The sequence below is a fragment of the Bartonella sp. CM120XJJH genome, assembly GCF_042194715.1.
Lineage (GTDB): Bacteria > Pseudomonadota > Alphaproteobacteria > Rhizobiales > Rhizobiaceae > Bartonella.
On sequence record NZ_JBHINE010000003.1, the window covers coordinates 175792 to 197934 of the forward strand.

Below are 22143 nucleotides of genomic sequence, written 5' to 3' on the forward strand. Positions count from 1 at the left end.
GAAAATGAGAAGAAATGAAGTATCATATGCCGTTTTTTTTATATTCGTATATAAGAAGAGAAAAGTTTCTTTGGACGGAATAGACGTGTTTTATAAGGGATGTCTTAAAAATTTCGTTTTATGAAGGGAATTCTTTAAAGCAATGAAGACAACTTTTTTGAAAGGTTAAAGGGTGAATATAAGACAGGATTTCAAACAGGTTTCGTGGTTACAACAAAGAGATGTCCAAACACTTCTTCATGTTTTGTCTTTGGAGGGAGAGGAGGCGCGTATTGTAGGGGGGGCAGTGCGCAATCAACTGCTAGGGCAGCCTATTAGTGATATTGATATTGCAACAACTTGTTTGCCGCAACAGGTTATTGCACGTGTAGAAGACGCAGGATTTAAAGCTATTCCTACAGGGATTGCTTTTGGTACAATAACAGTAGTTGCTCATTCATGTTCTTATGAGGTTACAACGCTTCGCTGCGATATTGAAACAGATGGTCGTCATGCAAAAGTGGCATTTGGTCGTGATTGGAAAAAAGATGCTGAACGGCGAGATTTTACGATAAATGCGCTTTATTGTGATGCTGCTGGCAATCTTTATGATGATGTGGGAGGTTTGAGTGATATTGCTAGCCGAACAGTTCGTTTTATTGGGGTTGCAGAAGATCGTATTTGCGAAGATTATTTGCGTATTTTACGTTTTTTTCGCTTTTTTGCGTGGTATGGAGCAGGGCGACCTGATGTGCAAGGATTGAAGGCATGTGTTCGTCTAAAACACGGCTTAAAAAAACTTTCTTCTGAACGGATTTGGGCAGAAATGAAAAAGCTTCTTGCAGCGTTTGATCCAACGCGTGCTCTTTTATGGATGCGACAAAGCAGAATTTTGACACTCATTTTTCCTGAAACAGAAAGATGGGGTATTGATGCAATTCACGCATTGGTAAAGACAGAGCAGGCTCTTGGTTGGAATGTTGATCCATTGTTACGGCTAGAAAGCCTTCTTCCTCCTGACCTCATACGTCTTCATGAAATGGCTCAGCGCTTGCATTTTTCCCATAAAGAAACAACACGATTAAAAGAATGGGCAGAGTTAGAAATAATAAACCAAAATTGTTCTGATCATTTTGTGCAAAAACTGATTTATTTTCATGGACGACAGCCAGTTTTAGATCAATTATCGTTGTCTGTCGCTGCATCAAATCTCGATAATCTGGAAAAAAGTGATGCTTTGCAAAGAGCAGAGGATTATGTCAAGCTTCATCAGCTTGCCATAAAATGGCAGATTCCAACTTTTCCCATTAATGGTAACGATTTAATAAAGAAAGGTTTTGCTAAAGGCGTGCTTTTAGGAAAAAAGCTTAAAGAGTTAGAAATGATATGGGTTGAAAGCGGATTTTTAATGGATCGTCATGCATTATTAGAAAAAATTGATTTATAATATTTCTGTTTATATTTTTTAAGTCAACATATTAATTTATAATAATAATTCATTATTCTTCATGTGAAACAAGAGCTTCAAATATTGTAAGGTTATTTCAAACCTGTTCATATTACATCAATCAAAATTATTGCCTTACACGGTCACAAGTAGAGGAAATCGTGTGAGGAAAAATGATTACAGAGAGGAAAAATGTCTCTTAAGAACCATCTCAAAAATAAGGATTCTTGAAAGTGAGAACGGATAAGAGAATAATGATAGCGGTTTGCACCTTGTATGAGCATAAAAAGGGGGATGTCTAGTGGATTTTTACTATGAGGAGTATTTAATCATTTATAGGTGTGATATGAAATGGATGTGATGGGCACTAAGAAATGTTTATTTTATCAGCACTTGATTGTTGGAAAATGATAGGCGTTATACGCTCTAACTGTTCTTTATACATTGTATATTGTTTTTCGTGATAATTTATGGTTTTTTAGGCATTCTGTAAATTATTATAAAAGTATTATTGAACTTTATGCGCTTTTAAACACTCAATATATTATATAAAAAAGGTTTTTTTAATTATTTAAAACCATATATCATGTATTTTTATCGTTCTATTAAATATTTTAATAGAATTGTTGTGTTTTTATAGATTACAGTTTCTTTCATGATAACCAATTTGGCGTAATGCTTCTCCTGTTGTTATGGCTACGCTCATGGCGAGATTTAGAGAGCGAGCCTGTGGTTGCATGGGAATTTTCAATGTGTAATCGGCCGCTTCATAAACATAATCGGGAACGCCAGCTGTTTCACGACCAAAAAGTAAAACATCATTTTTTTGATAGCATATCTGCGTATAGCATGTTTTTGCTTTTGTACTTAAAAGCAACAGGCGGCGGTCAAAGTGTTTCATGGAGCTTATAAAATGTTGCCAATCAATGTGCCGTTCTAAGGAAGCATATTCGAGATAATCCAATCCTGCGCGTTTGAGATTACGATCCGACAGATTAAAGCCTGCGGGTTCAATAATGTGCACATGTAAACCAAAGCAAGCGCTAAGACGTAAAATCGTTCCAGTGTTACCAGCAATATCAGGTTGGAAAAGAGCTATATGAATTGTCATGTTCTCTGTAATATGATTTTTCTTTCGACTTTGTAAAGAAGCACCATAATTTATTCGAAAAATATGCTTTGAGAAATACACGTTTTTTACGTTTAATTTTTATTCACTTTAAATTTCAGGGAAAAAGTTATGTACACAGCTTTGTTTAGGATAAGAGAGAATCTCTCTATTAGGGACTTCCTTTTATTGAGCGATCCATGAAATGGATTGGCTCATTATGTTGAAAAGTGGGATATTTAAAGAGGTTAGATCATTCATTTTAATGGAAATCAACAAAATATACTTTTTATGCAAAAGCAGAGGCGGAAAAATACTCATTCAACCAGTTGGAATTGAGGAAGGGAGAGATGCTGTAAATGTGTTAAAGAAATAACCGATAAGCTCAACTTATTTACTGAGCTCGGATCATAACAAGACTATCTTTCTTTAGAAGTATTTATTTACACGCTATCTTCGTTTTTCACAGGGAGGGGTAATTTTGATTGATTAATATGAATAGGTTTGAAATGAAAGAAATTGACGGTGTTTCAGGATTTCATTCACTCTGTAAAACGATGAATTATCATTATAAAACAGTTTGTTGTATAAAGCATACAAATGGCAGGAGTTTTTTACGGGGATGTTTTTATGGTTGAGGAAACTGAGTGATCAAGCATTGTACAATGGGAGAGGGTATGGTAGAAGAATGCTTTAGCAAAGTATCTCTTTAAGTTAAGTCCATGGGTGAGCAAACGAGGCGGGATTTTCTGTTTTTGGTAACAGCTGTTGCAGGAGCGGTTGGAATGGGAGCGGTTGCGTGGCCTTTTATCCGTCAGTTGCGTCCAGATGAAGCTGTTTTGGCATCTTCCTTTGTTGAGGTTGATCTTTCTGGTATTGAAGAGGGGATGTCGGTGACGGTAAAGTGGCGAGGACAGCCTGTTGTTATTCGAAATCGTACGACAAGAGAAATTGCTGATGCGCGCGCTACTGAATTGAGTGTTCTAAAAGATCGTCAAGCACGCAATCCTAATCTTGAAGGTGAAAAAGAAGCAACAGATTTTGCGCGTTCAGCAGGGAAAGGACGTGAAAATTGGCTTATTGTTATTAATCTTTGTACGCATCTAGGCTGTGTAACACTTGGGCAATCGGGTAAATTTGGAGGATGGTTGTGTCCCTGTCATGGGTCTGTTTATGATACCGCTGGAAGAGTGCGGTCAGGTCCAGCTAACTATAATTTGGCTATTCCACCTTACCAATTTCTTTCTGATACTTTGCTCAAAATAGGATAAGGTTATGGCAAGGTTTCCTCCTTATTGTCCTAAAAATGCTCTTGCTCGTTGGTTTGATAAGCGTTTTCCTCTTCTTCGTTTTTTTTATAATGTATTTGTCATCTTTCCTGTTCCGCGTAATCTTAATTACTTTTACACATTTGGCGGTATTTTGACCATTATGCTTTTATCACAGCTCTTGACTGGTATTGTCTTGGCTATGCATTATGTTCCAGATATTAATTTGGCTTTTGAAACTAGTGAACGATTTCGACGTGAAGGGCAGTTTGGTTGGCTTTTTCGTCCATGGCATTCTGTAGGCTCTTCGTTTTTTTTTATTGCTGTTTATATCCATTTGGCACGTGGACTTTATTATGGTTCTTATAAAAATATGCGAGAAATGGTGTGGATTACAGGTATTTTTATTTACATCATCATGATGGCAATAGCATTTTTTGGTTATGTGCTTGTTTGGGGGATGATGTCTATTTCAGCGGCTTCAGTGATTGCAGGGCTTTTAAAAACGATACCTTTGGTGGGGACATGGTTGCATGAGACCCTTCTGGGTGGTTATGGCGTAGGACAACCAACGTTGAATCGTTTTTATGTTTTCCATTATGTTTTATCATTTGTTTTGCTTCTTTTTGTGGGGCTGCATATTTGGGCAATCCACTGTGTTGGGCAAGGCAATCCAACGGGTCTTGCTATACAATCAGATAAGGAAACGGTTCCATTTTCGCCTTATGCGCTTATCAAAGATATGTTTGCTATTACTGTTTTTCTGATCTTCTTTGCCTGGTTTTTGTTTTATATGCCCGATTATATGGTGCAGGCTGAAAATTATAGCGTGGCAGATCCTTTAAAAGCACCTCTTCGTGTTGTCCCAGAATGGTATTTTTTGCCTTTTTATGCGATGTTTCGTGCTATAACTTTTGATATTGTTTTTTTCCCTTCAACTTTTGTTGGCTTTTTTTTATTCGTCAGTTCGATTTGTATTTTAATTTTTGTGCCATGGTTAGACCGCTCTAAAATATGTTCAGCAAGATATCGACCTGTTTATAAAATTTTCTTTTGGGCGTTGATTATTGATGTCGTTTTTCTTGGTTGGTTGGGGTCAAGAGAAATAAGTGACAAAATTCTTTTATGGACGCAATTGGCTACGGTTTATTATTTTATATTTTTTTTGGTTATTTTGCCGATTTTGCCAGCGTTTGAAAAAAATTGTTCTCTTCCTTCTTCAATTATGCAAGATTTAAAACAGAAAAAAAAGAGACTATGGTAAATGTTTTTGTCGGAATAATTGTTATCGTTGCTATGAGCTTTTCTGCTCAGAGTTTAGCGAGAGATGCCTCTGATCAGGAGGAGGGATTAACTTCTCTTCCTTTACGGATTCCTAAAAAACAAGAATGGAGTTTTTCAGGTCCATTTGGGCTTTATGATAAGGCGCAATTGAGGCGTGGATTAAAGGTTTATAAACAAGTTTGTTCCAGCTGTCATGGACTAAAGTATGTGGCTTTTCGCAATTTAAAAGCTCTTGGGTATGATCAAGAACAGATTAAAGCTTTGGCGGGGCAATATGAAGTGCGCGATGGTCCTAATCGAGAAGGAAATTTTTTAAAACGTGCTGGGGTTGCAGCAGATTATTTTCCTTCTCCCTTTGCACATGAAGAAGAAGCAAGATTTATTTTGAATAGTGCTTATCCTCCAGATTTGTCATTGATGGCACGTGCACGTGGGGTATCTTTGCCGTTTCCTGCTTTAATTACTGATGTATTGACTCACTATGACACAGCCGGTCCAGATTATATTACGGCTCTTTTAACAGGATATCAGAAGGCACCGAAGGAGATAAAAATTGCGAATGGTTATTGGTATAATCCTTATTTTATTGCCGGTAATTCTTTAACTATGGCTCCTCCTTTGAGTGATGGTATGGTTGCTTATGAAGATGGAACCCCAGAAATCATTGAACATTATGCGCGTGATGTTTCTGCTTTTTTGATGTGGGCTGCCGACCCTCATATGGAAATTCGTAAAAAAACCGGTTTTCGTGTTATTTTATTTTTAATCATTTTTGCAGGGCTTGTTTATATTTTAAAAAATCGTATTTGGTGTGGTTTAGAAGAAGAGTTAGAGAAAGAAATAAAAGACGAAATAAAGAGAAAAGGGTAAAGCGACAAGGCTTGAAAGAGTATAGAGTATAAAGAGCATAAGGAACAAATCTTTTTATGATGCATTGAGGTTTTGTAAAGTAAAAGCAAAGTAAAAACGGAGATGTTAAAATGAAAAAAATTGCATGTACTACTCTTATGTCAATTTTGATGGTTTCTAGTACTTACGCTCAGTCTTTTGAAGTGCCTTCAAAACCTGAAATGATCTCTTCGACGGGTATTGTACAGGTGGGGGTAGATAAGTCTGTGCGTTATGTGACACCTTTAGCAACGGATTTTGTTGCTTCCAGCCTTATAGGCGCCAATGTATATAATATAGAAGATGAAAATATTGGTGAAGTAAAAGATATTATTTTACGTGAAAATAATATTGCAGGGTTTGTTGTGGCTGTTGGTGGTTTTCTTGGCATAGGCGAGAGTTATGTGGTCGTTTCTCCAGAAACAATCCAGATGACAAATGATTATGGTAAATGGAAACTCATTACAAATGCGACAAAGGATTCTTTAAAGGACGCTCCAACATTTAAATACGAAGGGCGTTGGACGCGCTAATTTTATATTTCCATTTTTTAATGGATAAATTTAATGGATAAAACTGTTGCTATCATAATAATATGCTAGCAACGTTTTTTTGTTCAAAAAACTCTTGGAAGCTTTGGCGACAAGATTCCACGGACCTATTACAAACTTTTCAAGATAAACTATTAAGACAGAGTGAAGATTTAAGTATTATGTTTAAATAACATGACATCGCCATCTTGCACAATGTATTCTTTTCCTTCATCGCGGGCTTTTCCTGCTTCTTTTGCACCGCTTTCTCCACCCAGAGCAATATAGTCATTGTAGCTGATGGTTTGGGCACGAATGAAACCACGCTCAAAATCTGAGTGAATAACGCCAGCTGCTTGGGGAGCTTTTGTACCACGCGTAATTGTCCATGCTCGTGTTTCCTTAGGCCCACAGGTGAAGTAAGTAATGAGATCAAGTAAATGGTAACCAGCGCGAATGAGGCGATTGAGACTCGGTTCAAAGAGTCCTAGAGCATTGAGATATTCTGATGCTTCAGCATCACTCAGTTGTGTGATTTCCGCTTCGATAGAAGCAGAAATGATAATGCTTTGTGCATTTTGCTCTGTTGCCATTTTTTCAACTGTTTGGGTAAAGCTATTTCCATGAGCGGCGTCATTTTCGCTTACATTACAAACATAAAGTACAGGCTTGGAGGTTAAAAGATTCAAACTTTTAAGAATGTAGTGTTCATCGGAAGAGATATCTTTGAGTAATAATCGGACAGGGTTTCCCTGTTGCAGTATGTTTAATGCTTTTTCCATAACGGGTAAAATTGTGAGAGCTTCTTTGTCTTTTCCGGTTGCTCGCTTACGGATTTGTACGATTCGTCGCTCAAGGCTCTCAAGATCCGCGAGCATGAGTTCGGTTTCAACCGTTGTGGCATCAGAAACGGGATCAATACGTCCCTCTACATGGGTAATATCTTCATTTTGAAAACAGCGTAAAACGTGGACAATGGCATCAACTTCGCGAATATTTGCTAAAAATTTGTTTCCTAAACCTTCGCCTTTTGAAGCTCCTCGTACAAGCCCCGCAATATCGACGAAGTTAATGCGTGTAGGAATCATTTCTTTTGAACCAGCGATTGATGCAATTTTTTCCATTCGTAAATCTGGAACAGCAACTTCACCGGTATTGGGTTCAATGGTACAAAAAGGATAATTGGCAGCCTGCGCAGAGGCTGTTTTTGTCAATGCATTAAAAAGAGTTGATTTCCCAACATTAGGTAATCCGACAATACCGCATTTAAAGCCCATGAGAGTCTTTCTTTTCTTTTGATTTTATAGTTCAGATAAAGCTTCTTTTTTATAGCATATTTTCAGAAGAGTTATAGTCTTTGTATTGCGATAAGTGAGAAAAAAGTCTAAAGTAACAGGTAATCTTTTTTTTTACCTTAGTTTTTCTTATCTTAATGCTCTCCTTAGTTTCAAGGATAAGAAAACTTCAAATTAATGTTAATATTGTGCTAAGTTTTTCATGGTATGCAAATCTGCATAAATAATTAATCGGAGAAAATAGAAGAGTGTTATCTCGTTGTGCCTTTTTAATTGCAGCACTTTTAGCTTTGGCTGGATGTGCTACACATCAGTCAGATATGTCATCGGTTCCTTTTCAACAAGTTCGATACATTCCACCAGAAATACAGGCTTTGTACGGTCCTGTAACGAATGAGACTTATTCATTACCAGCTGTTGATCTTGCAAAAATTGATCCAAAGTTTTGGCGACAAGAAGTGATCTATTATACATCTTATCCACCTGGAACATTGGTTGTAGATACGCAAGAGTGTTTTCTTTACCTTATTGGTGAAAATGGAAAAGCTTTACGTTATGGAATTGGGGTCGGTAAGGAAGGTTTAGCATTTGAAGGTGAAGGGGTTATACAGCGCAAGCGTCGGTGGCCAAATTGGGCTCCTACTGCAGCTATGATGGCTCGAGAACCAGAACGTTATGGTCATCTTGGGAAAGGAATGCCACCAGGACCCGATAATCCATTAGGTGCGCGGGCACTTTATTTGTTCAAAAATGGGAAAGATACACTTTTCCGTATTCATGGCTCACACGAATCGTGGTCAATTGGGCGTGCTATTTCAAGTGGGTGTATTCGTCTGCTTAATCAAGATATTATTGATCTTTATGATCGTGTTCCCGTTGGTTCGCGTGTTGTGGTATTGCAAAACAATAGGAGTGTTCCTACAGCTTATAATCAACAATCAAATGGCTATGATCCGCTACAGTCGACCATTCAGCCAAATGATTTTTTTTAATTTGGGAGAGAAGATTGGAGAGAGCCGTTTGAATCTTTTGGTTTTCTGTTCAATCTTCTCTTTCTGTCAAAAGAGAAGATAAGCTTTTTTTTCAAAAGTGTACACAAGCTTGTATTCTTATTTCTATTTTCTAGCTTCTCACGTTGCTAATAGATATTTTGCCTTTGAGAAAGTTTATAAGAGGCATTTTTTTCTTTTTTCAAGAGTTCTTATCTATATGCCCCACATGACGGTGACACGCAAACCAATGGTTTTGATTGTTTTATTATCAACAGATTTGATATGAACCTTGTGATTTTGAAAATTTTTATTCAACGTTCAAAATAATTAATTGATTATAAATCGATACATTATAGAAGGATTCTATAAAGAGGAGCGGTTTTTTATTGTTTGTGAAACTTCATTCATAAAGAGGGATTTGTCATCTTTTATAAGGAGAGCGATATTTTTTGCAATTGCCTCTAAGAGAGGGGATAACCATTCTTGATCAGATTTGGTAAAATTCCCCAGAACATGCTGATGAACAAGTTCTTTGCTTCCAGGATGACCAATTCCTATGCGTATACGACAATAGTCAGTACCACAATGGGCATCAATAGACTTAATGCCATTATGCCCATTATTTCCTCCACCAATTTTTATACGAACTTTTCCTGGTGACAGGTCTAACTCATCATAAATGATGATCAAATTCTTCAGATCTAATTTATAAAATCGCAAAGCTTCACCAATAGCTTGACCAGAGAGATTCATGAAAGTTTGTGGTTTTATAAGAAAAATTTTCTCATTATTTATAAAACCATTGGAGATTTCTGCTTGAAACTTCTTCGACCATGGAGAAAAAGAGAAGGACTGATAAATGGCATCAACAGCCATAAAACCGATATTATGGCGGTTATTTTGATATTGTAAACCAGGATTGCCAAGACCAGCAATAAGCCACATGTGTATCTTCAGTCAAAGTATGAGTAAGGGTAATATCTCATAAATTAAGGCGGAAAAAATTTCCGCCTTTTGAGTTTTATGAAGTTTGCGTGTTCTCTTCATCATTTTCTTGTTCAGAAGTTTCATCGCTGACATCCATGCCAGCAGGAGCTGCAATGGTTGCAATGGTAAAGTCTCGATCTTGGATGATGGGAGTCACATCTTTTGGCAGTTGCACTGCTGAAATGTGAATAGAATCACCAATAGAGTAGCTGGAGAGATCAATTTCAATAGCTTCAGGAATAGCACTTGCTGGAGCAGTACATTCAATTTCGTGCCGGACAATATTGAGAACACCACCCTTTTTAAGTCCAGGTGCTGTATCTTCATTGAGGAAGTGGACAGGAATATTCACTTCTACAACGGATTTTGCTGAAATTCGTAAGAAATCTACATGGAGGGGAAAATCACGCACGGGATCTAATTGATAATCTTTAGGCAAAACCATAATTTTTTGCTTGTCAAGAATAATCGTTGCAATGGTGGTACGAAAGCCACCGGCATGAATCTTGTAGAAAATTTCTTTATAGGGAACTGTTATTGCCAAGGGAGGTTGTTTTTCACCATAAATGACAGCAGGAATAAGACCGTTGCGGCGAAGTTCACGGGAGGACCCCTTACCAACCCGCTCGCGTTTTTCGGCCTTAAGAGTGTAGCTTTTGCTCATAATTTAAGTCCTTTTTACATGATTGGAGATCCTTCAAAAACAGTAATAGTTTTTGCATGGATATGAAGATATGCGCTAACCAACAGCGATCGCTCCATTCTGCGCTGCCTCCAAGGGTGTCTACGCAGAAGTCTGTTCTATAATTCAAACTATTCATAGATGCAAGAGTTGTGGGAAAAATCGATGATTTCTACCGTTAAAAAGGAGGAAATGTTACAAATTACGGTATGGATGGAGAATCAACCAATATGCGCTGGCGCTGATATGTTCAAAATCAAACACTGGAGATGTTATGAAGGTTGAGATTGCCTTGGGTGATATGTCAGAGAGTCGTGCTTTGCATAAATCGATGCCAGCACTTCTTGACCTAGAAGAATTATTGGCTACACGCCTTCTTGTACAAGGTAATTCCGGTTCAGGAAAATCACATCTTTTACGCCGTCTTTTGGAGCAAAGTGCTAAGTGGGTGCAGCATTGTGTAATTGATCCAGAAGGCGATTTTGTAACTTTGGCAGATAAATTTGGTCATGTTATTGTAGAGGCTCAACGTAGTGAATTAGAATTGACTCGTATTGCCCATCGCATTCGACAACATCGAGTTTCAGTGGTATTTAATCTTGAAGGCTTGGATACTGAACAACAGATGCGTGCTGTGGGGGCTTTCCTTGGGGCACTGTTTGATGTGGAACGTGATTATTGGTATCCTATGCTTGTCGTTGTCGATGAAGCACAATTGTTTGCTCCAACTGCGGCCGGAGAGGTTTCTGATGAAGCACGTAAGATTTCTCTTAGTGCTATGACCAATCTTATGTGTCGAGGGCGTAAACGTGGTCTTGCTGGTGTTATTGCGACACAACGTTTGGCTAAGCTGGCCAAAAATGTTGCTGCTGAAGCTTCAAACTTTTTAATAGGGCGGACTTTTTTAGATATTGATATGGTGCGCGCTGCTGATCTTTTGGGAATGGAGCGTCGCCAAGCGGAAATGTTTAGAGATCTTGAGCGGGGGAATTTTATAGCTTTAGGCCCCGCTTTATCACGACGTCCCTTACCAATCATTATCGGTTCTGTTGAAACTTTGGCACGCTCTTCTAGCCCTAAATTAATGCCACTTCCAACAGAGCGGGATGATGTGCAAGAGCTCGTTTTTACTGCTTCACCAGAGGAAATTTTAACGCCATTTAAACAAACACGAGAGCCGATGAGGGAAAAATCAATGCACGAGATGTTAGAGGAGGTAGTGCATAAAAAACAAGAGCTGTTGGAAGAAAACCTGAGTTTATTTCCTGAACTTTCTGATGTTGAGCGTGACGGCCAAGCAGAACATATTATTCGGGAAATTCTTGAGGATTCTGAGGCTTTTTATCGTTCAACAGCGGTGCTTTATCAAGATTTTTCAGTGCGTTGTCGTATCCATGGTATGTCAAAGGTTCCTTTTAATCTTTCACAATTTCGGCGCAAATTGGCTATTGCTCAGGCTTTTGTTGATGAACAAACGGCTGTTAGTGAACATTGGAAACATATTTTGCAGATATCAGAGAGTTTGGAAGAAGATGTTCAAGGAGTCTTCTTGAACGTGGCACAAGCCGCATTAGGGGGAAAGCCATGTCCATCCGATGCATTTTTAGCACGTCTTTATGGGACTCATTCTTTAAGCCGTGCACGCCGACTTTTAACCTACTTTGAAGAGCGTGGTCTTATTGTTATTCATACGCATTTTAGTGGTCAACGTATTGTCGCATTTCCTGATCTTGGTGTTGAAACAGCACCAGGAGATCCCAAGGAACCACTTTAACCAAATAAGCTGGAAACCGATTGTTCCGCTGCTGTCCTTGCTATTGCTTCTCCAATAAGGTCGGCAATGGGCAAAACACGGATATTATGGGTTTTCTCAATAGCTTGTGTTGGCATAATTGAATCTGTAATAACCAATTCTTTCATCTCTGAATTGCTAATTCGTTCGATTGCATTACCAGAAAGAACACCGTGCGTGATATAAGCCGTGACACTATTGGCACCATGTTTAAGCAGAGCACTTGCTGCATTGCATAAAGTTCCACCTGAATCAACAATATCATCAAGCAAAAGGCAATCTTTTCCCGATACATCTCCAATGATATTCATAACTTCTGATTCACCGGGGCTTTCGCGACGTTTATCCACAATAGCGAGCAAACTGTTCAAGCGCTTGGCGAGCGCGCGCGCGCGAACCACACCACCCACATCAGGTGAAACAACGATCACATTTTCAAGAGAATAATGCACTTTGACATCGCGAGAAATGACAGGAACAGCATAGAGATTATCCGTAGGGATATCAAAAAAACCTTGAATTTGTCCTGCATGAAGGTCTAATGTTAAAACGCGATGAGCACCTGCTTCAGTAATCAGGTTGGCAACAAGTTTTGCGGAAATGGGAGTACGCGGACCAGGTTTACGGTCTTGGCGTGCATAGCCAAAATAGGGTATTACCGCTGTGATGCGACGCGCAGAAGAACGACGAAGGGCATCAATCATGATGAGTAATTCCATCAAATGATCATTTGCGGGATAGGATGTAGATTGCAAAACAAAAACATCTTGACCACGTACATTTTCATGCAGTTCTACGAAAATTTCTTGATCAGCAAAGCGCTTTACAGTTGCTTTGCCTAAGGGAATGTTCAAATAATTTGCAACATCTTCAGCTAGGCGTGGATTAGAATTTCCGCAGAAAAGTTTCATAATAGAACCTCTGAATCATCATGGTGGGAATGCGACACGGTTTTTAATTTCTTTTTATTAAATTGCAAGAGAACAATTACAAAAGCCTTACAATTTTATCGATTATTATTAAAGAGCTATGCGGTATGTTTTCTCTTTTTCCAAAAGTTTGTTACTTTTAGAGCAAAGTTTTTTCTCCATGCGGCAAAGAAATACATATTGATTAAGCTTTTTGGTTATTACTTTATAAAAAAAAATATTTTCAATATTGGGAATGTTTCATATCGAAGATGAATGAAGGGGAGTAAATAAAAAGAAGTATCATCTTTCCTTCAATCATTATAACCAAACATTGAAAATGATTCAGAGCAAAAGCTATCATATTTTATGGGCTGGTAGATGATTTCGTGAAAAAAGCAAAGTACAATGGGATATATTTTTACATTTGGGTAAAAAGTTTAGTTTTGCAGTTTTGGTATGGTTCTCAAGCATAAAAGGGCTCATCTTTTGTTTTTCAGCATAATAGCAGAAATTTGCCGTCCGTAATCGGGTTCGTTGCGGTGTATTGCACGGCGATAGGAGAAAAAACGCTGTTCATCTTGATAGGTACAAAGCTCTACACAAGAAGCATTAACGCCTGCTTCTTTGAGTCGATCTATAATAAATTCCCACAGATTAAAGTAAAAGTGATTTATTTTGTCTGTTTTTATAAAATATTTTTGGTATTTGCTGTGGTAATCAATAAATTGGTCGTAAAATTCATTTGTTACTTCATAGTGATAAGGGCCAATACAAGGTCCAAGGGCTGCTGTTATTGATTGTCTTTTGGCTCCTTGTTTTTCCATAACAGCAATTGTTTTCTCGATAATTCCATTTAAACTTCCACGCCAGCCAGCATGAGTTGCAGCTATGACCCCAGCTTGAGGATCAGCAAACAAAATGGGTCCGCAATCTGCTGTAAGAACCCCAATAACGAGTCCTAGGGTGGTTGTAACCAGAGCATCAGCTTGAGGAGGTGCATCGATAGTTGCTTGATGAGCTACGACAACGTTACAAGAGTGTATTTGATTGACAGTGACTAAATTTTGAACCTCAACATCAAAATAATGAGCAACCAAAGTGCGGTTTTGTGCAATATGTTCAGGGTGATCATTTGAGCTTTGACCAACATTAAGGCTTTGGTAAAGGCTTTTTGAAACACCACCTTGACGCGTAAAAAAACCATGTTTTATCCCATAGGTGTGTAAAGTAGAAAGATTTTTTGCAAAAATGGGATGAGGGATAGATTTCATAAAAGTTCCTTATGGAGATTATTTAAAGTGAGGGTGGAGATGGTCATATTTGTCAATGAATATTTCAGATAATGATGTGCTTATTGACAAAAGCGCCGATCATCAAAATTGGGGAGGTATGGAGATGTTTTTATCACTGAAGTGTAAAACTTTAAATAATTTTCCCATTTGATCTGGACCAGCGAGCCGCTCGATGTCTTGGAGGATTTTGTCTTGTAGTGTAGCACTTTTGCCAACTCCAAGCTGTTTTGCGCGTTCCAGCAGCCCCATTTTTAAAAGAAATTCTCCTTGCTCGAAGATTTCAGCAAAACAACCCTGTTCAAGGGCTATTTTTTTTAAAAAAGAAAAATCAACATGGGATGTTAAATCATGTTCCCCAGGGGCATCAAAAACATCACGGAATCTGTGTTTTGACAGTGCTTGCAAGGTATCACCAAAGGCAAGTTCACAAGCACCATAGTCGATAAGTAAAGCAGAACCTGTCACTTGCACTAAATGGTGGCTGATTTGTTGCATGAATTGATGCCGTAAGGGGGCATGTTCAAAAATTGTTCCGTCAGGCACTTTAGAACAATAGGTTTGTAGACAAGAAGAGGGAAGTTTATGTGAGGTAGAAACAAAGATGAAATCTCCATTTTGATTGACTGTAATGCAGCGCTCTCTCCATTTTCCATTGACTTTAATATATTGGTTGATAGGGAGTGTATCGAGAAATTCATTAGCAATGAGGAAGAGTGGTTTTGAAGGAATTTGATTAAAATTTTCAATGCTGTGGATTTGTTTTTGATAAGAGCAAAGGCGCTTTTTTTGTTCTTTTGCGAGTTTTTTGCTTATTTCGATCAGAAAAATTTCAGCAGCATTAAATGCTGTCGTGGATAATTTTTGAATGGTACGCAAAACATCATCCATGAGAGTTCCACGTCCTGGACCTATTTCAGCGAGGATAAAAGGGTGAGGACAACCATGAGCATTCCAGCTTGCGAGAGTCCAAATGCCAATCATCTCTCCAAATAATTGGCTTATTTCAGGTGCTGTAATGAAATCACCAGCACGTCCAAAAGGTGTTTGTGTTTGATAATAACCAAATTGAGGGTCTGTAAGTGCCAACGTCATATATTGGCTAACAGTGATCGGTCCATTAAGGGCAATAATTTCTTTAATTCTTTCTTTTAGATTGACCATTTTCTGTCGATTTATATTTAAAGGCGTGGAGAAGAAGATAAAACCCTAAAAGAAGCATGGGAAGAGATAAAGCCATGCCATAGGTAAAACCAGTAGAATGGAAAAGAGTCGAAAACCATTCTGGATCTTCTTGAGGCGCACGGTAAACTTCAGAAATGCTGCGTGCTATTGCGTAGCCTATAATAAATGTTCCCGCAACAGCTCCAGGGCGTTTTAATGCTTTGAACCCCAAAATAAGAAGACAAAGGATGATGAAGAGAAGAAATCCTTCCATGAATGCTTCGTAAAGCTGGCTTGGATGGCGCGGTAGATAATGAGGATCGAGAGGAAAACAAACAGCCCAAGGACGTGTAGTAATATTGCCCCATAACTCTTGGTTGATGAAGTTGCAAATTCGTACAATGCCGATACCAATAGGAGCACCTGCAGCAATGATATCAAACATGGCTCGTATGTTAATATGATTTTTACGAGCAAACCAAATCATAGCAATGATAATACCAATAAGTCCGCCATGAAAGGACATTCCCCCATCCCATACGGCAATGATAGCACTTGGATGGTTAAGATAGTAAATTGGATCCCATACAAGAACTTGTCCTAAACGCCCTCCGACAACAACACTTATAGCAGACCAGACAACAAAATCTCCGATCTTTTCTTTATCCATAGGAGGGCGGTCTCTATACCATAGAGATGTTTTTTTTAATAATTTTTGCGCATACCACCAAGCAAAAAGAATACCCACCACGTAACCGAGTCCATACCAATGAAGTGCTATGGGACCTAGCTGGATAATGACAGGATCAAGAAAAGACGGAAAAGCAATGGCTGGACAAGACAGATTGTTCATGGGTTAAGCATTTTACATTATACGAGATGAATATGAAGTGACTCTGGTAGTCAGAAATGACAGATGAATGCACAATGGTCAAGTCAGTAGGGAGGCTAGTCAGAAAGGGGGATAGATTTCCACTGGTTTATCGCGGTAAAAAATATGGTGATAAAAGAAATATTAAAAAATCTTAAACAAAACCGTCATGAAAAATCGGTACAGTGTGTAAAATTATAGGGTAAAAGGAACAAATTACAGTATCTAAATGTTATGAGAATACGCTATAATGCGTGCGTCAATAATTAAAATTTAAGGAAAAATGTTATGCGTAATGGATCAAATCGTATTCTTGATGAATTAGCAAAATTAGCAACAGATGCTGCTGACGTCGCGCAAGGTATACGACGTGAAGCTGGAACAGCTTTTCGTGTGCAGGCTGAAAAGATAGCAAACAAACTTGATCTTGTTTCTCGCGAAGAGTTTGAGACTTTTAAGGAGATGGTGCTGAAAATCCATGCTGATAATGCTGATTTGAAAAGGCGCCTTGATGATTTAGAAAAAGATGATTGAAAAAGAACGCAGACACAAAAAAGTACAATAGGTTCTTAAAAAAGAATTTTCAAAGAAATATCCCCAAGTTTTCAATATGATGCGTGAAACTAAAAAATGCTTAATCTTGAGTCTGTTAGAGCGGAGCATTTGTTTATTTTTGATTTTTTTTGGGGGTAAAATACATTTTTTTGAATCAGGGGGGCTGGCGCTATGAAATTGTATCAATACACTGAAAAGACTTGATGATTCGTTTTATGACTATCAGGTTGCCCTAAACAGCGCGATTGTGTTCTGGGTGTTTGTGTACAGTCGATGTTTTTATGTGTATTTTGTTTGGTGTAAAGGTTCTGATTGTAGCAAAATATTGTTACAGTTTAGACGGTTTATATTCTGTTGACAATGTTTTAAGATGATTGAGGATTGTGATGAGGCTTGCATTTTGCGCCACAGAAAGAAAAGAGCACCCTGTTGACTTTATTGAACAGATTGCCTGCGAATATGATTGGTCATTTGAGCGGGATGCGCAAGATGAAATTAGCGTTTGTGTGGAAGGAAAACGCGCAAACTATCGTCTTGCTTTTTCATGGATGGAAGAGCATGAAGCACTTCATTTGGCTTGTTCGTTTGATCTCTCTATTAAGAATGCTCGAACAGCTGAAATACAGCGCTTATTGCTAGCAATTAATGAAAAGTTGTTGTTAGGACATTTTGATTACTGGCAAGGGAATAATTCAGTTATTTATCGGCAAGGTCTTCTTTTGGCTGGTGGGATGCATCCATCTCATATACAGGTTGAAACATTGTTGATACATGCACTTAAAGTCTGTGAAAGCCATTATGTTGCATTTCAGATGGTTGCTTTGTCGGGAGAAAGTGCTTACAAGGCACTGCAGTATACTTTGTTTGAAACTGTAGGGAATGCCTAAAATATACAGTCTGTTATTTTTACAGACGGTTTGCTGAAATATTGCTCATAGGGGGATATCAAGAATAGCGCGTAACCCCCCGAGTGGGCTCTCATCTAATTGTATATTACCACCATGGCTGCGTGCTATGTCTTGAGCAATAGAAAGACCAAGTCCTGTTCCACTTGCATCTTGATTTCGCGCTTTATCAAGTCGAAAGAATGGCTTAAAAACTTCTGTGCGCATATTTGCATGAATTCCAGGTCCATTATCATCGATGATCAATATAAAAGATTCTTGTTGAGAGTTAGCTGTTAGTTTAACGGTCGTGCCGTAACAAAATGCATTTGATACAAGATTGCTGACCAAGCGTGTGAAAGCACGGGGACGTACTTGTATTTCTGTAGGACCTTCAATGGTGTAAGAAAATTGACGTTTGTGGAGATGAGCATCGGCGGAGAATTTTTGCATAAGAGCATTTAAATCAAAAGTCTTGACACTTTCACTTCCTTCACCACGAGCAAAAGCAAGATAATCTTCTAACATATTTTGCATGTCACTTACATCTTGCTCAAGCGGTTTAATATCAAAGTCAGTATTTACTAATGCTAGCTGAAGTTTAAAACGTGTAAGAATGGTTCTTAAATCGTGACTTACCCCTGAGAGCATCATGGTACGTTGTTCAATTTGGCGTTCAATACGTTCACGCATGCGTACAAAAGCGATGCCTGCACGACGAACTTCTTCAGCTCCTTGTGGTTGAAATCCTTTTGGTAAAGGACGACCGCGTCCAAAGCTTTCTGCTGCTTCAGCCAATTGTTGAATCGGTTTGATTTGATTGCGCAAAAAGTAAATTGCTATCAGCAATAAAACAAGAGCTGTTCCTACCATCCAGCTTAAAAAAATAGCAGTATTGGAAGCGTAGGCTTGGCTGCGTGGAGCAAAGACGCGTAAGATGTTGTGACCAAGGTGGATACGGATTTCAACAAGATCAGAATCTCCTACGGTATCGATCCAGAAGGGACGGTTAATTTGGCGGGTGATTTCTTCACTTAAAAAATAGTCAAGAATTGCAAAAAATGGCTTAGGTCCAGGAGGGGGTAAGGAAGTAGGAGATAGAATAGAAATGTTTAATCCCATGCGTTGTTGTGCAATACGCTTAATATCTTCATAGTTATCTTGTTGTGGATATGTTTCAAGAATATCAATAATGGCTGAAATATCATGCACGACAGCCGTTGAAAGACGCTCGGTTACCATTTGCCAATGGCGTTCCATAAAGACATAAGCAATGACCGTTTGCAGAAGTACCATGGGCGCGATAATAATGATTAAAGAGCGAGCATAAAGCCGTTTAGGCATTTTTTTTGTTAACCATCGAAGAAAAAATCTTAAAGGTTTGATCATTCTGGTGCCTATTCAATAGAGAGTTTATACCCTATTCCTCGCACGGTTTGGAGCCATATAGGCAGAGCTGGGTTTTTTTCGATCTTACGACGAAGGCGGTTGATCTGCACATCAATGGCACGTTCACTTATATTACTGTCATCGGTCGCGAATTTATGGCGCGGAATTGTATCGCCTGCATTTTCGGCAAAAATGACCATCATTTCTTGTTCTTTATCTGTTAATTTAATAATTTCTCCTCCTTTTTTGAGTTCGCGTCGTGAAATTGAAAATATATAAGGACCAAAAACGATTTGCTCAATTTTAGGCTGGTTCGATAGCAAACCACGTCGTAAAATGGCGTTGATGCGAAGGAGAAGTTCACGAGGGTCAAACGGCTTAGCCAGATAATCATCTGCCCCTGCTTCTAATCCACGGATACGATTATCTATTTCTGATAAAGCTGTTAGCATTAAAATAGGAACATCTTTTGTTTGGCGGAATGAATGAGTAAGATCAATACCGTTTTCTCCAGGCATCATGACATCAACAATAAGAAGATCAAAATCTAAACTTGCCAACAGTCGTCTTGCTTCATTAGCATTGGCTGAAACTGAAACACGAAATCCATTTTTAATGAGAAACTGAAATAAAAGATTGCGAATACGTGTATCGTCATCAATCACAAGAAGGTGAGGTGCGTCATCACACAAAACTTGAACGTGATTGGTCATTCTTAAAAACCTTGACAAAAATTTAGTTTACATAAAATGCAAGTTTACATAAGTTGTATAAAGCTGTCGAGCAGCACCTTTATCTTAAAGGAGAGAAAGTTCTATTTATAAATTTAAAAAAGTGACTTTTGAAAAGGATATTATGGGTAGTCTTAATATACATATTATTCCAGTTACGACATTCCAACAAAATTGCACTTTGCTTTTTGATAGTGAGTGTAAAACGGGGGTTCTCGTTGATCCTGGTGGTGATTGGCCACGGATTCAAGACGTAATCGGAAAGAATGGTGTTATCGTTGAAGCTATTTGGATAACACATGGTCATTTTGATCATGTGGGAGCAGCAATGCAAGTGAAAGAAGCGCTAAATGTAAAAATTATCGGTTCACATCGCGATGATAAGCCTGTGATGGATGCCGTGAGCGACAGTGCAAAAAATTACGGCATCATTGATGCTTGCAACTGTATTCCTGACCAATGGTTAGAAGATGGTGAGTGCGTTCATTTTTCTGGACATGTATTTAAGGTTTTTCATACCCCAGGACATTCCCCTGGTCATGTTATTTATTTCAATGAAAAAGAGCGTTTAGCCATCTTGGGTGATGTTCTCTTTCGTGGTTCTATTGGACGCACTGATTTTCCCTTCTGTTCTCATGAAAAATTGATGCAATCCCTTCGAGAAAAAGTTTTACCCTTAGGCGACGATGTTCATTTTATTTGCGGGCATGGTCCCAAAAGTAGCATAGGCTATGAGCGCCAAAATAATCCTTTTCTTCAAGATTTTAATATATGAGCAAACAAAAAAACGCTTTGAAGCGTTTTTTTGTGCCATTTAAGACTTTTCAGTAGGATAGAATAGAAGTTAATTTATTGGGGCATAACAAACGTGTTCCAAACCATTACGGTCTCGGAAAGTCCCTGTTTTAGGGTTGAAGGAACGGTATTTTTTCTTGCAATAGTTAAGCCAATCAGATTCTAATGATTGCTGGAGTGGCTCATATTCCACCGTTTGCTGCACTTGATATACCCTTTGATTTTGCGGAACTTCTCGATAAATCACCTGATTTTGTGGTACTATTTGATAAACCACTTGTGGCTGTTCTGGTTTTTGTAAAACTGTACCAAGAATCGTACCTGCTGCAAGACCAAGAATACCCACTGCTAAACCATCTCCTGAGTTGTCTATATGAATATTACTGCGTTTTGTCTTTTTGCGCTCAATGTGATGATATGTTTTGTTTGCAACATGATAATAATGATGATGATGATGATGATGATGTTGTTGTTGTTCCGTCTTATTATGTTCGGCTACAAACCTTTCATGTTTGGCTTTAAAACTTTTTCTGTCGTCATCAAAACGCTTTTGGAAATCATCAACAAACTTTTGGAAATCATCAGAATGACAGACATTTTTGCTATCAGAACAATGGGAGCGAGACGAACTGGAACGCCAGATATCATCAATTTCCTTATCAATTTCCCTTGTTGCATCATATCTTTCTTTACGCATCTTCCTCATCATATCATCTATTTCTCTCGAGATAGAGTTACTATGATACCATGTCATATCCGCAAGCGTTGCATTTAGCGATATCAAAACGGTTGCCGTTGACATTGCTGATAATACCGCTAACCTGATCATCTTTTTCATCATGATGCTCCTTGTGTAAATTCATATTTTTCACATCCTACACGTTTCAAACTGAATAGAGCCTGAACAATTTTAGACTTTATTGTGACAAGAAAAATAAAAATTCATTTAGTTAAACCTATTGCAGATAAAGTAAAATAAAATCATGACAGAATTTTTATTTCAATTAATGTACTCTGCTTGAGGTTAATTAATAAGTTTGTATTGAAAGTACATGATTTTTTACTATAGGTTATAAACTCTTTATTTAGGGATACTTTTTGTATCACTTGATACAATATGAATTGAACAATAGATGTATGAATAAAAGTTATCATTTTTTATCATAGGCTTATGATACTATGATAAAGTCTTGTTTTACTTTATTTGTGTGATAGAACAGTGTCCTATTTGAATATTCTCTTGTGAGGCTAAATAATATTTGAGTTCGATGTCAGAGTATAACTGTATAAAGATAATATATT

The 22143-nt window shown here is 38.1% G+C and carries 21 protein-coding genes; 10 read left to right on the top strand and 11 right to left on the bottom strand.

Going from position 1 to position 22143, the window contains the following annotated elements; translation table 11 throughout:
- The first annotated feature begins 172 nt into the window (after positions 1 to 172).
- Positions 173 to 1426, top strand: a complete 1254-nt coding sequence (locus ACFIKU_RS02555) for a CCA tRNA nucleotidyltransferase (RefSeq protein WP_375642248.1) — start codon at positions 173 to 175, stop codon at positions 1424 to 1426.
- Positions 1427 to 2060: 634 nt separating this feature from the next.
- Here the strand turns inward: ACFIKU_RS02555 and ACFIKU_RS02560 are convergent.
- The gene (locus tag ACFIKU_RS02560) at positions 2061 to 2537 is read right to left on the bottom strand and encodes a tRNA (cytidine(34)-2'-O)-methyltransferase (protein ID WP_375642247.1); all 477 of its coding nucleotides are present in this window, start codon (positions 2535 to 2537) and stop codon (positions 2061 to 2063) included.
- Positions 2538 to 3256: 719 nt separating this feature from the next.
- Here ACFIKU_RS02560 and petA point away from each other — a divergent pair.
- The 4 genes from petA to ACFIKU_RS02580 all read left to right on the top strand — a co-directional run bounded on the left by petA (position 3257) and on the right by ACFIKU_RS02580 (position 6507).
- Complete coding sequence (petA, locus tag ACFIKU_RS02565; RefSeq protein WP_375656587.1) at positions 3257 to 3805, top strand: ubiquinol-cytochrome c reductase iron-sulfur subunit; 549 nt, start codon at positions 3257 to 3259, stop codon at positions 3803 to 3805.
- Between the two features lie 4 nt (positions 3806 to 3809).
- On the top strand, positions 3810 to 5066 hold the full coding sequence (locus ACFIKU_RS02570; RefSeq protein ID WP_375642245.1) for a cytochrome bc complex cytochrome b subunit: 1257 nt from the start codon (positions 3810 to 3812) through the stop codon (positions 5064 to 5066).
- Positions 5060 to 5956 carry a cytochrome c1 gene (locus ACFIKU_RS02575; RefSeq protein WP_375656588.1) on the top strand — a complete coding sequence of 299 codons (897 nt, stop codon included), beginning with the start codon at positions 5060 to 5062 and terminating at the stop codon, positions 5954 to 5956. The genes ACFIKU_RS02570 and ACFIKU_RS02575 overlap by 7 nt, the downstream gene beginning before the upstream one ends.
- A gap of 110 nt (positions 5957 to 6066) precedes the next feature.
- Positions 6067 to 6507, top strand: a complete 441-nt coding sequence (locus ACFIKU_RS02580) for a PRC-barrel domain-containing protein (RefSeq protein ID WP_012754882.1) — start codon at positions 6067 to 6069, stop codon at positions 6505 to 6507.
- A 170-nt stretch (positions 6508 to 6677) separates the two neighbouring features.
- Here the strand turns inward: ACFIKU_RS02580 and ychF are convergent, their stop codons facing one another.
- On the bottom strand, positions 6678 to 7781 hold the full coding sequence (gene ychF / locus ACFIKU_RS02585) for a redox-regulated ATPase YchF (RefSeq protein WP_375656589.1): 1104 nt from the start codon (positions 7779 to 7781) through the stop codon (positions 6678 to 6680).
- A 266-nt stretch (positions 7782 to 8047) separates the two neighbouring features.
- On the opposite strand from ychF, the gene ACFIKU_RS02590 reads away from it, so the two are divergent.
- Positions 8048 to 8791, top strand: coding sequence for a L,D-transpeptidase (locus ACFIKU_RS02590; RefSeq protein WP_375642242.1), 744 nt, complete (start codon positions 8048 to 8050; stop codon positions 8789 to 8791).
- A gap of 363 nt (positions 8792 to 9154) precedes the next feature.
- On the opposite strand, the gene pth is transcribed toward ACFIKU_RS02590, so the two are convergent.
- Positions 9155 to 9736: an aminoacyl-tRNA hydrolase gene (gene pth, locus ACFIKU_RS02595; protein ID WP_375642241.1), complete on the bottom strand. Its 582-nt coding sequence runs from the start codon at positions 9734 to 9736 to the stop codon at positions 9155 to 9157.
- A gap of 76 nt (positions 9737 to 9812) precedes the next feature.
- The gene (locus ACFIKU_RS02600; RefSeq protein WP_375642240.1) at positions 9813 to 10442 is read right to left on the bottom strand and encodes a 50S ribosomal protein L25/general stress protein Ctc; all 630 of its coding nucleotides are present in this window, start codon (positions 10440 to 10442) and stop codon (positions 9813 to 9815) included.
- Between the two features lie 292 nt (positions 10443 to 10734).
- Between ACFIKU_RS02600 and ACFIKU_RS02605 the strand changes: the two genes are divergently transcribed.
- Positions 10735 to 12234 carry a helicase HerA domain-containing protein gene (locus ACFIKU_RS02605; protein ID WP_375656590.1) on the top strand — a complete coding sequence of 500 codons (1500 nt, stop codon included), beginning with the start codon at positions 10735 to 10737 and terminating at the stop codon, positions 12232 to 12234.
- On the opposite strand, the gene ACFIKU_RS02610 is transcribed toward ACFIKU_RS02605, so the two are convergent.
- The 4 genes from ACFIKU_RS02610 to lgt form a co-directional block, all read right to left on the bottom strand.
- Positions 12231 to 13163: a ribose-phosphate pyrophosphokinase gene (locus ACFIKU_RS02610; RefSeq protein WP_375656591.1), complete on the bottom strand. Its 933-nt coding sequence runs from the start codon at positions 13161 to 13163 to the stop codon at positions 12231 to 12233. The genes ACFIKU_RS02605 and ACFIKU_RS02610 overlap by 4 nt on opposite strands.
- Positions 13164 to 13642: 479 nt before the next feature.
- A complete protein-coding gene (pgeF, locus tag ACFIKU_RS02615) occupies positions 13643 to 14434 on the bottom strand; it encodes a peptidoglycan editing factor PgeF (RefSeq protein ID WP_375656592.1) in 792 nt (263 codons plus the stop codon).
- A 102-nt stretch (positions 14435 to 14536) separates the two neighbouring features.
- A complete protein-coding gene (locus tag ACFIKU_RS02620) occupies positions 14537 to 15616 on the bottom strand; it encodes a class I SAM-dependent methyltransferase (RefSeq protein ID WP_375656593.1) in 1080 nt (359 codons plus the stop codon).
- Entirely contained in the window at positions 15591 to 16469 is an 879-nt protein-coding gene (lgt, locus tag ACFIKU_RS02625; protein ID WP_375642235.1) for a prolipoprotein diacylglyceryl transferase, read from the bottom strand. The genes ACFIKU_RS02620 and lgt overlap by 26 nt, the downstream gene beginning before the upstream one ends.
- Positions 16470 to 16775: 306 nt before the next feature.
- Here lgt and ACFIKU_RS02630 point away from each other — a divergent pair, with 306 nt between their 5' ends.
- Both ACFIKU_RS02630 and ACFIKU_RS02635 read left to right on the top strand, forming a co-directional pair.
- Positions 16776 to 17021 carry an accessory factor UbiK family protein gene (locus ACFIKU_RS02630; RefSeq protein WP_273724124.1) on the top strand — a complete coding sequence of 82 codons (246 nt, stop codon included), beginning with the start codon at positions 16776 to 16778 and terminating at the stop codon, positions 17019 to 17021.
- Positions 17022 to 17428: 407 nt separating this feature from the next.
- Positions 17429 to 17929 (top strand): YbjN domain-containing protein, encoded by a 501-nt coding sequence (locus tag ACFIKU_RS02635; RefSeq protein WP_375642234.1) that lies wholly within the window; start codon positions 17429 to 17431, stop codon positions 17927 to 17929.
- Positions 17930 to 17974: 45 nt separating this feature from the next.
- On the opposite strand, the gene ACFIKU_RS02640 is transcribed toward ACFIKU_RS02635, so the two are convergent.
- A complete protein-coding gene (locus ACFIKU_RS02640; protein WP_375642233.1) occupies positions 17975 to 19315 on the bottom strand; it encodes an ATP-binding protein in 1341 nt (446 codons plus the stop codon).
- A gap of 8 nt (positions 19316 to 19323) precedes the next feature.
- A complete protein-coding gene (locus ACFIKU_RS02645; protein WP_375642232.1) occupies positions 19324 to 20028 on the bottom strand; it encodes a response regulator in 705 nt (234 codons plus the stop codon).
- A 142-nt stretch (positions 20029 to 20170) separates the two neighbouring features.
- Between ACFIKU_RS02645 and ACFIKU_RS02650 the strand changes: the two genes are divergently transcribed.
- On the top strand, positions 20171 to 20821 hold the full coding sequence (locus ACFIKU_RS02650; RefSeq protein ID WP_375656594.1) for an MBL fold metallo-hydrolase: 651 nt from the start codon (positions 20171 to 20173) through the stop codon (positions 20819 to 20821).
- Positions 20822 to 20890: 69 nt separating this feature from the next.
- On the opposite strand, the gene ACFIKU_RS02655 is transcribed toward ACFIKU_RS02650, so the two are convergent.
- Positions 20891 to 21679, bottom strand: a complete 789-nt coding sequence (locus tag ACFIKU_RS02655; RefSeq protein WP_375656597.1) for a BA14K family protein — start codon at positions 21677 to 21679, stop codon at positions 20891 to 20893.
- Between the last annotated feature and the right edge of the window lie 464 nt (positions 21680 to 22143).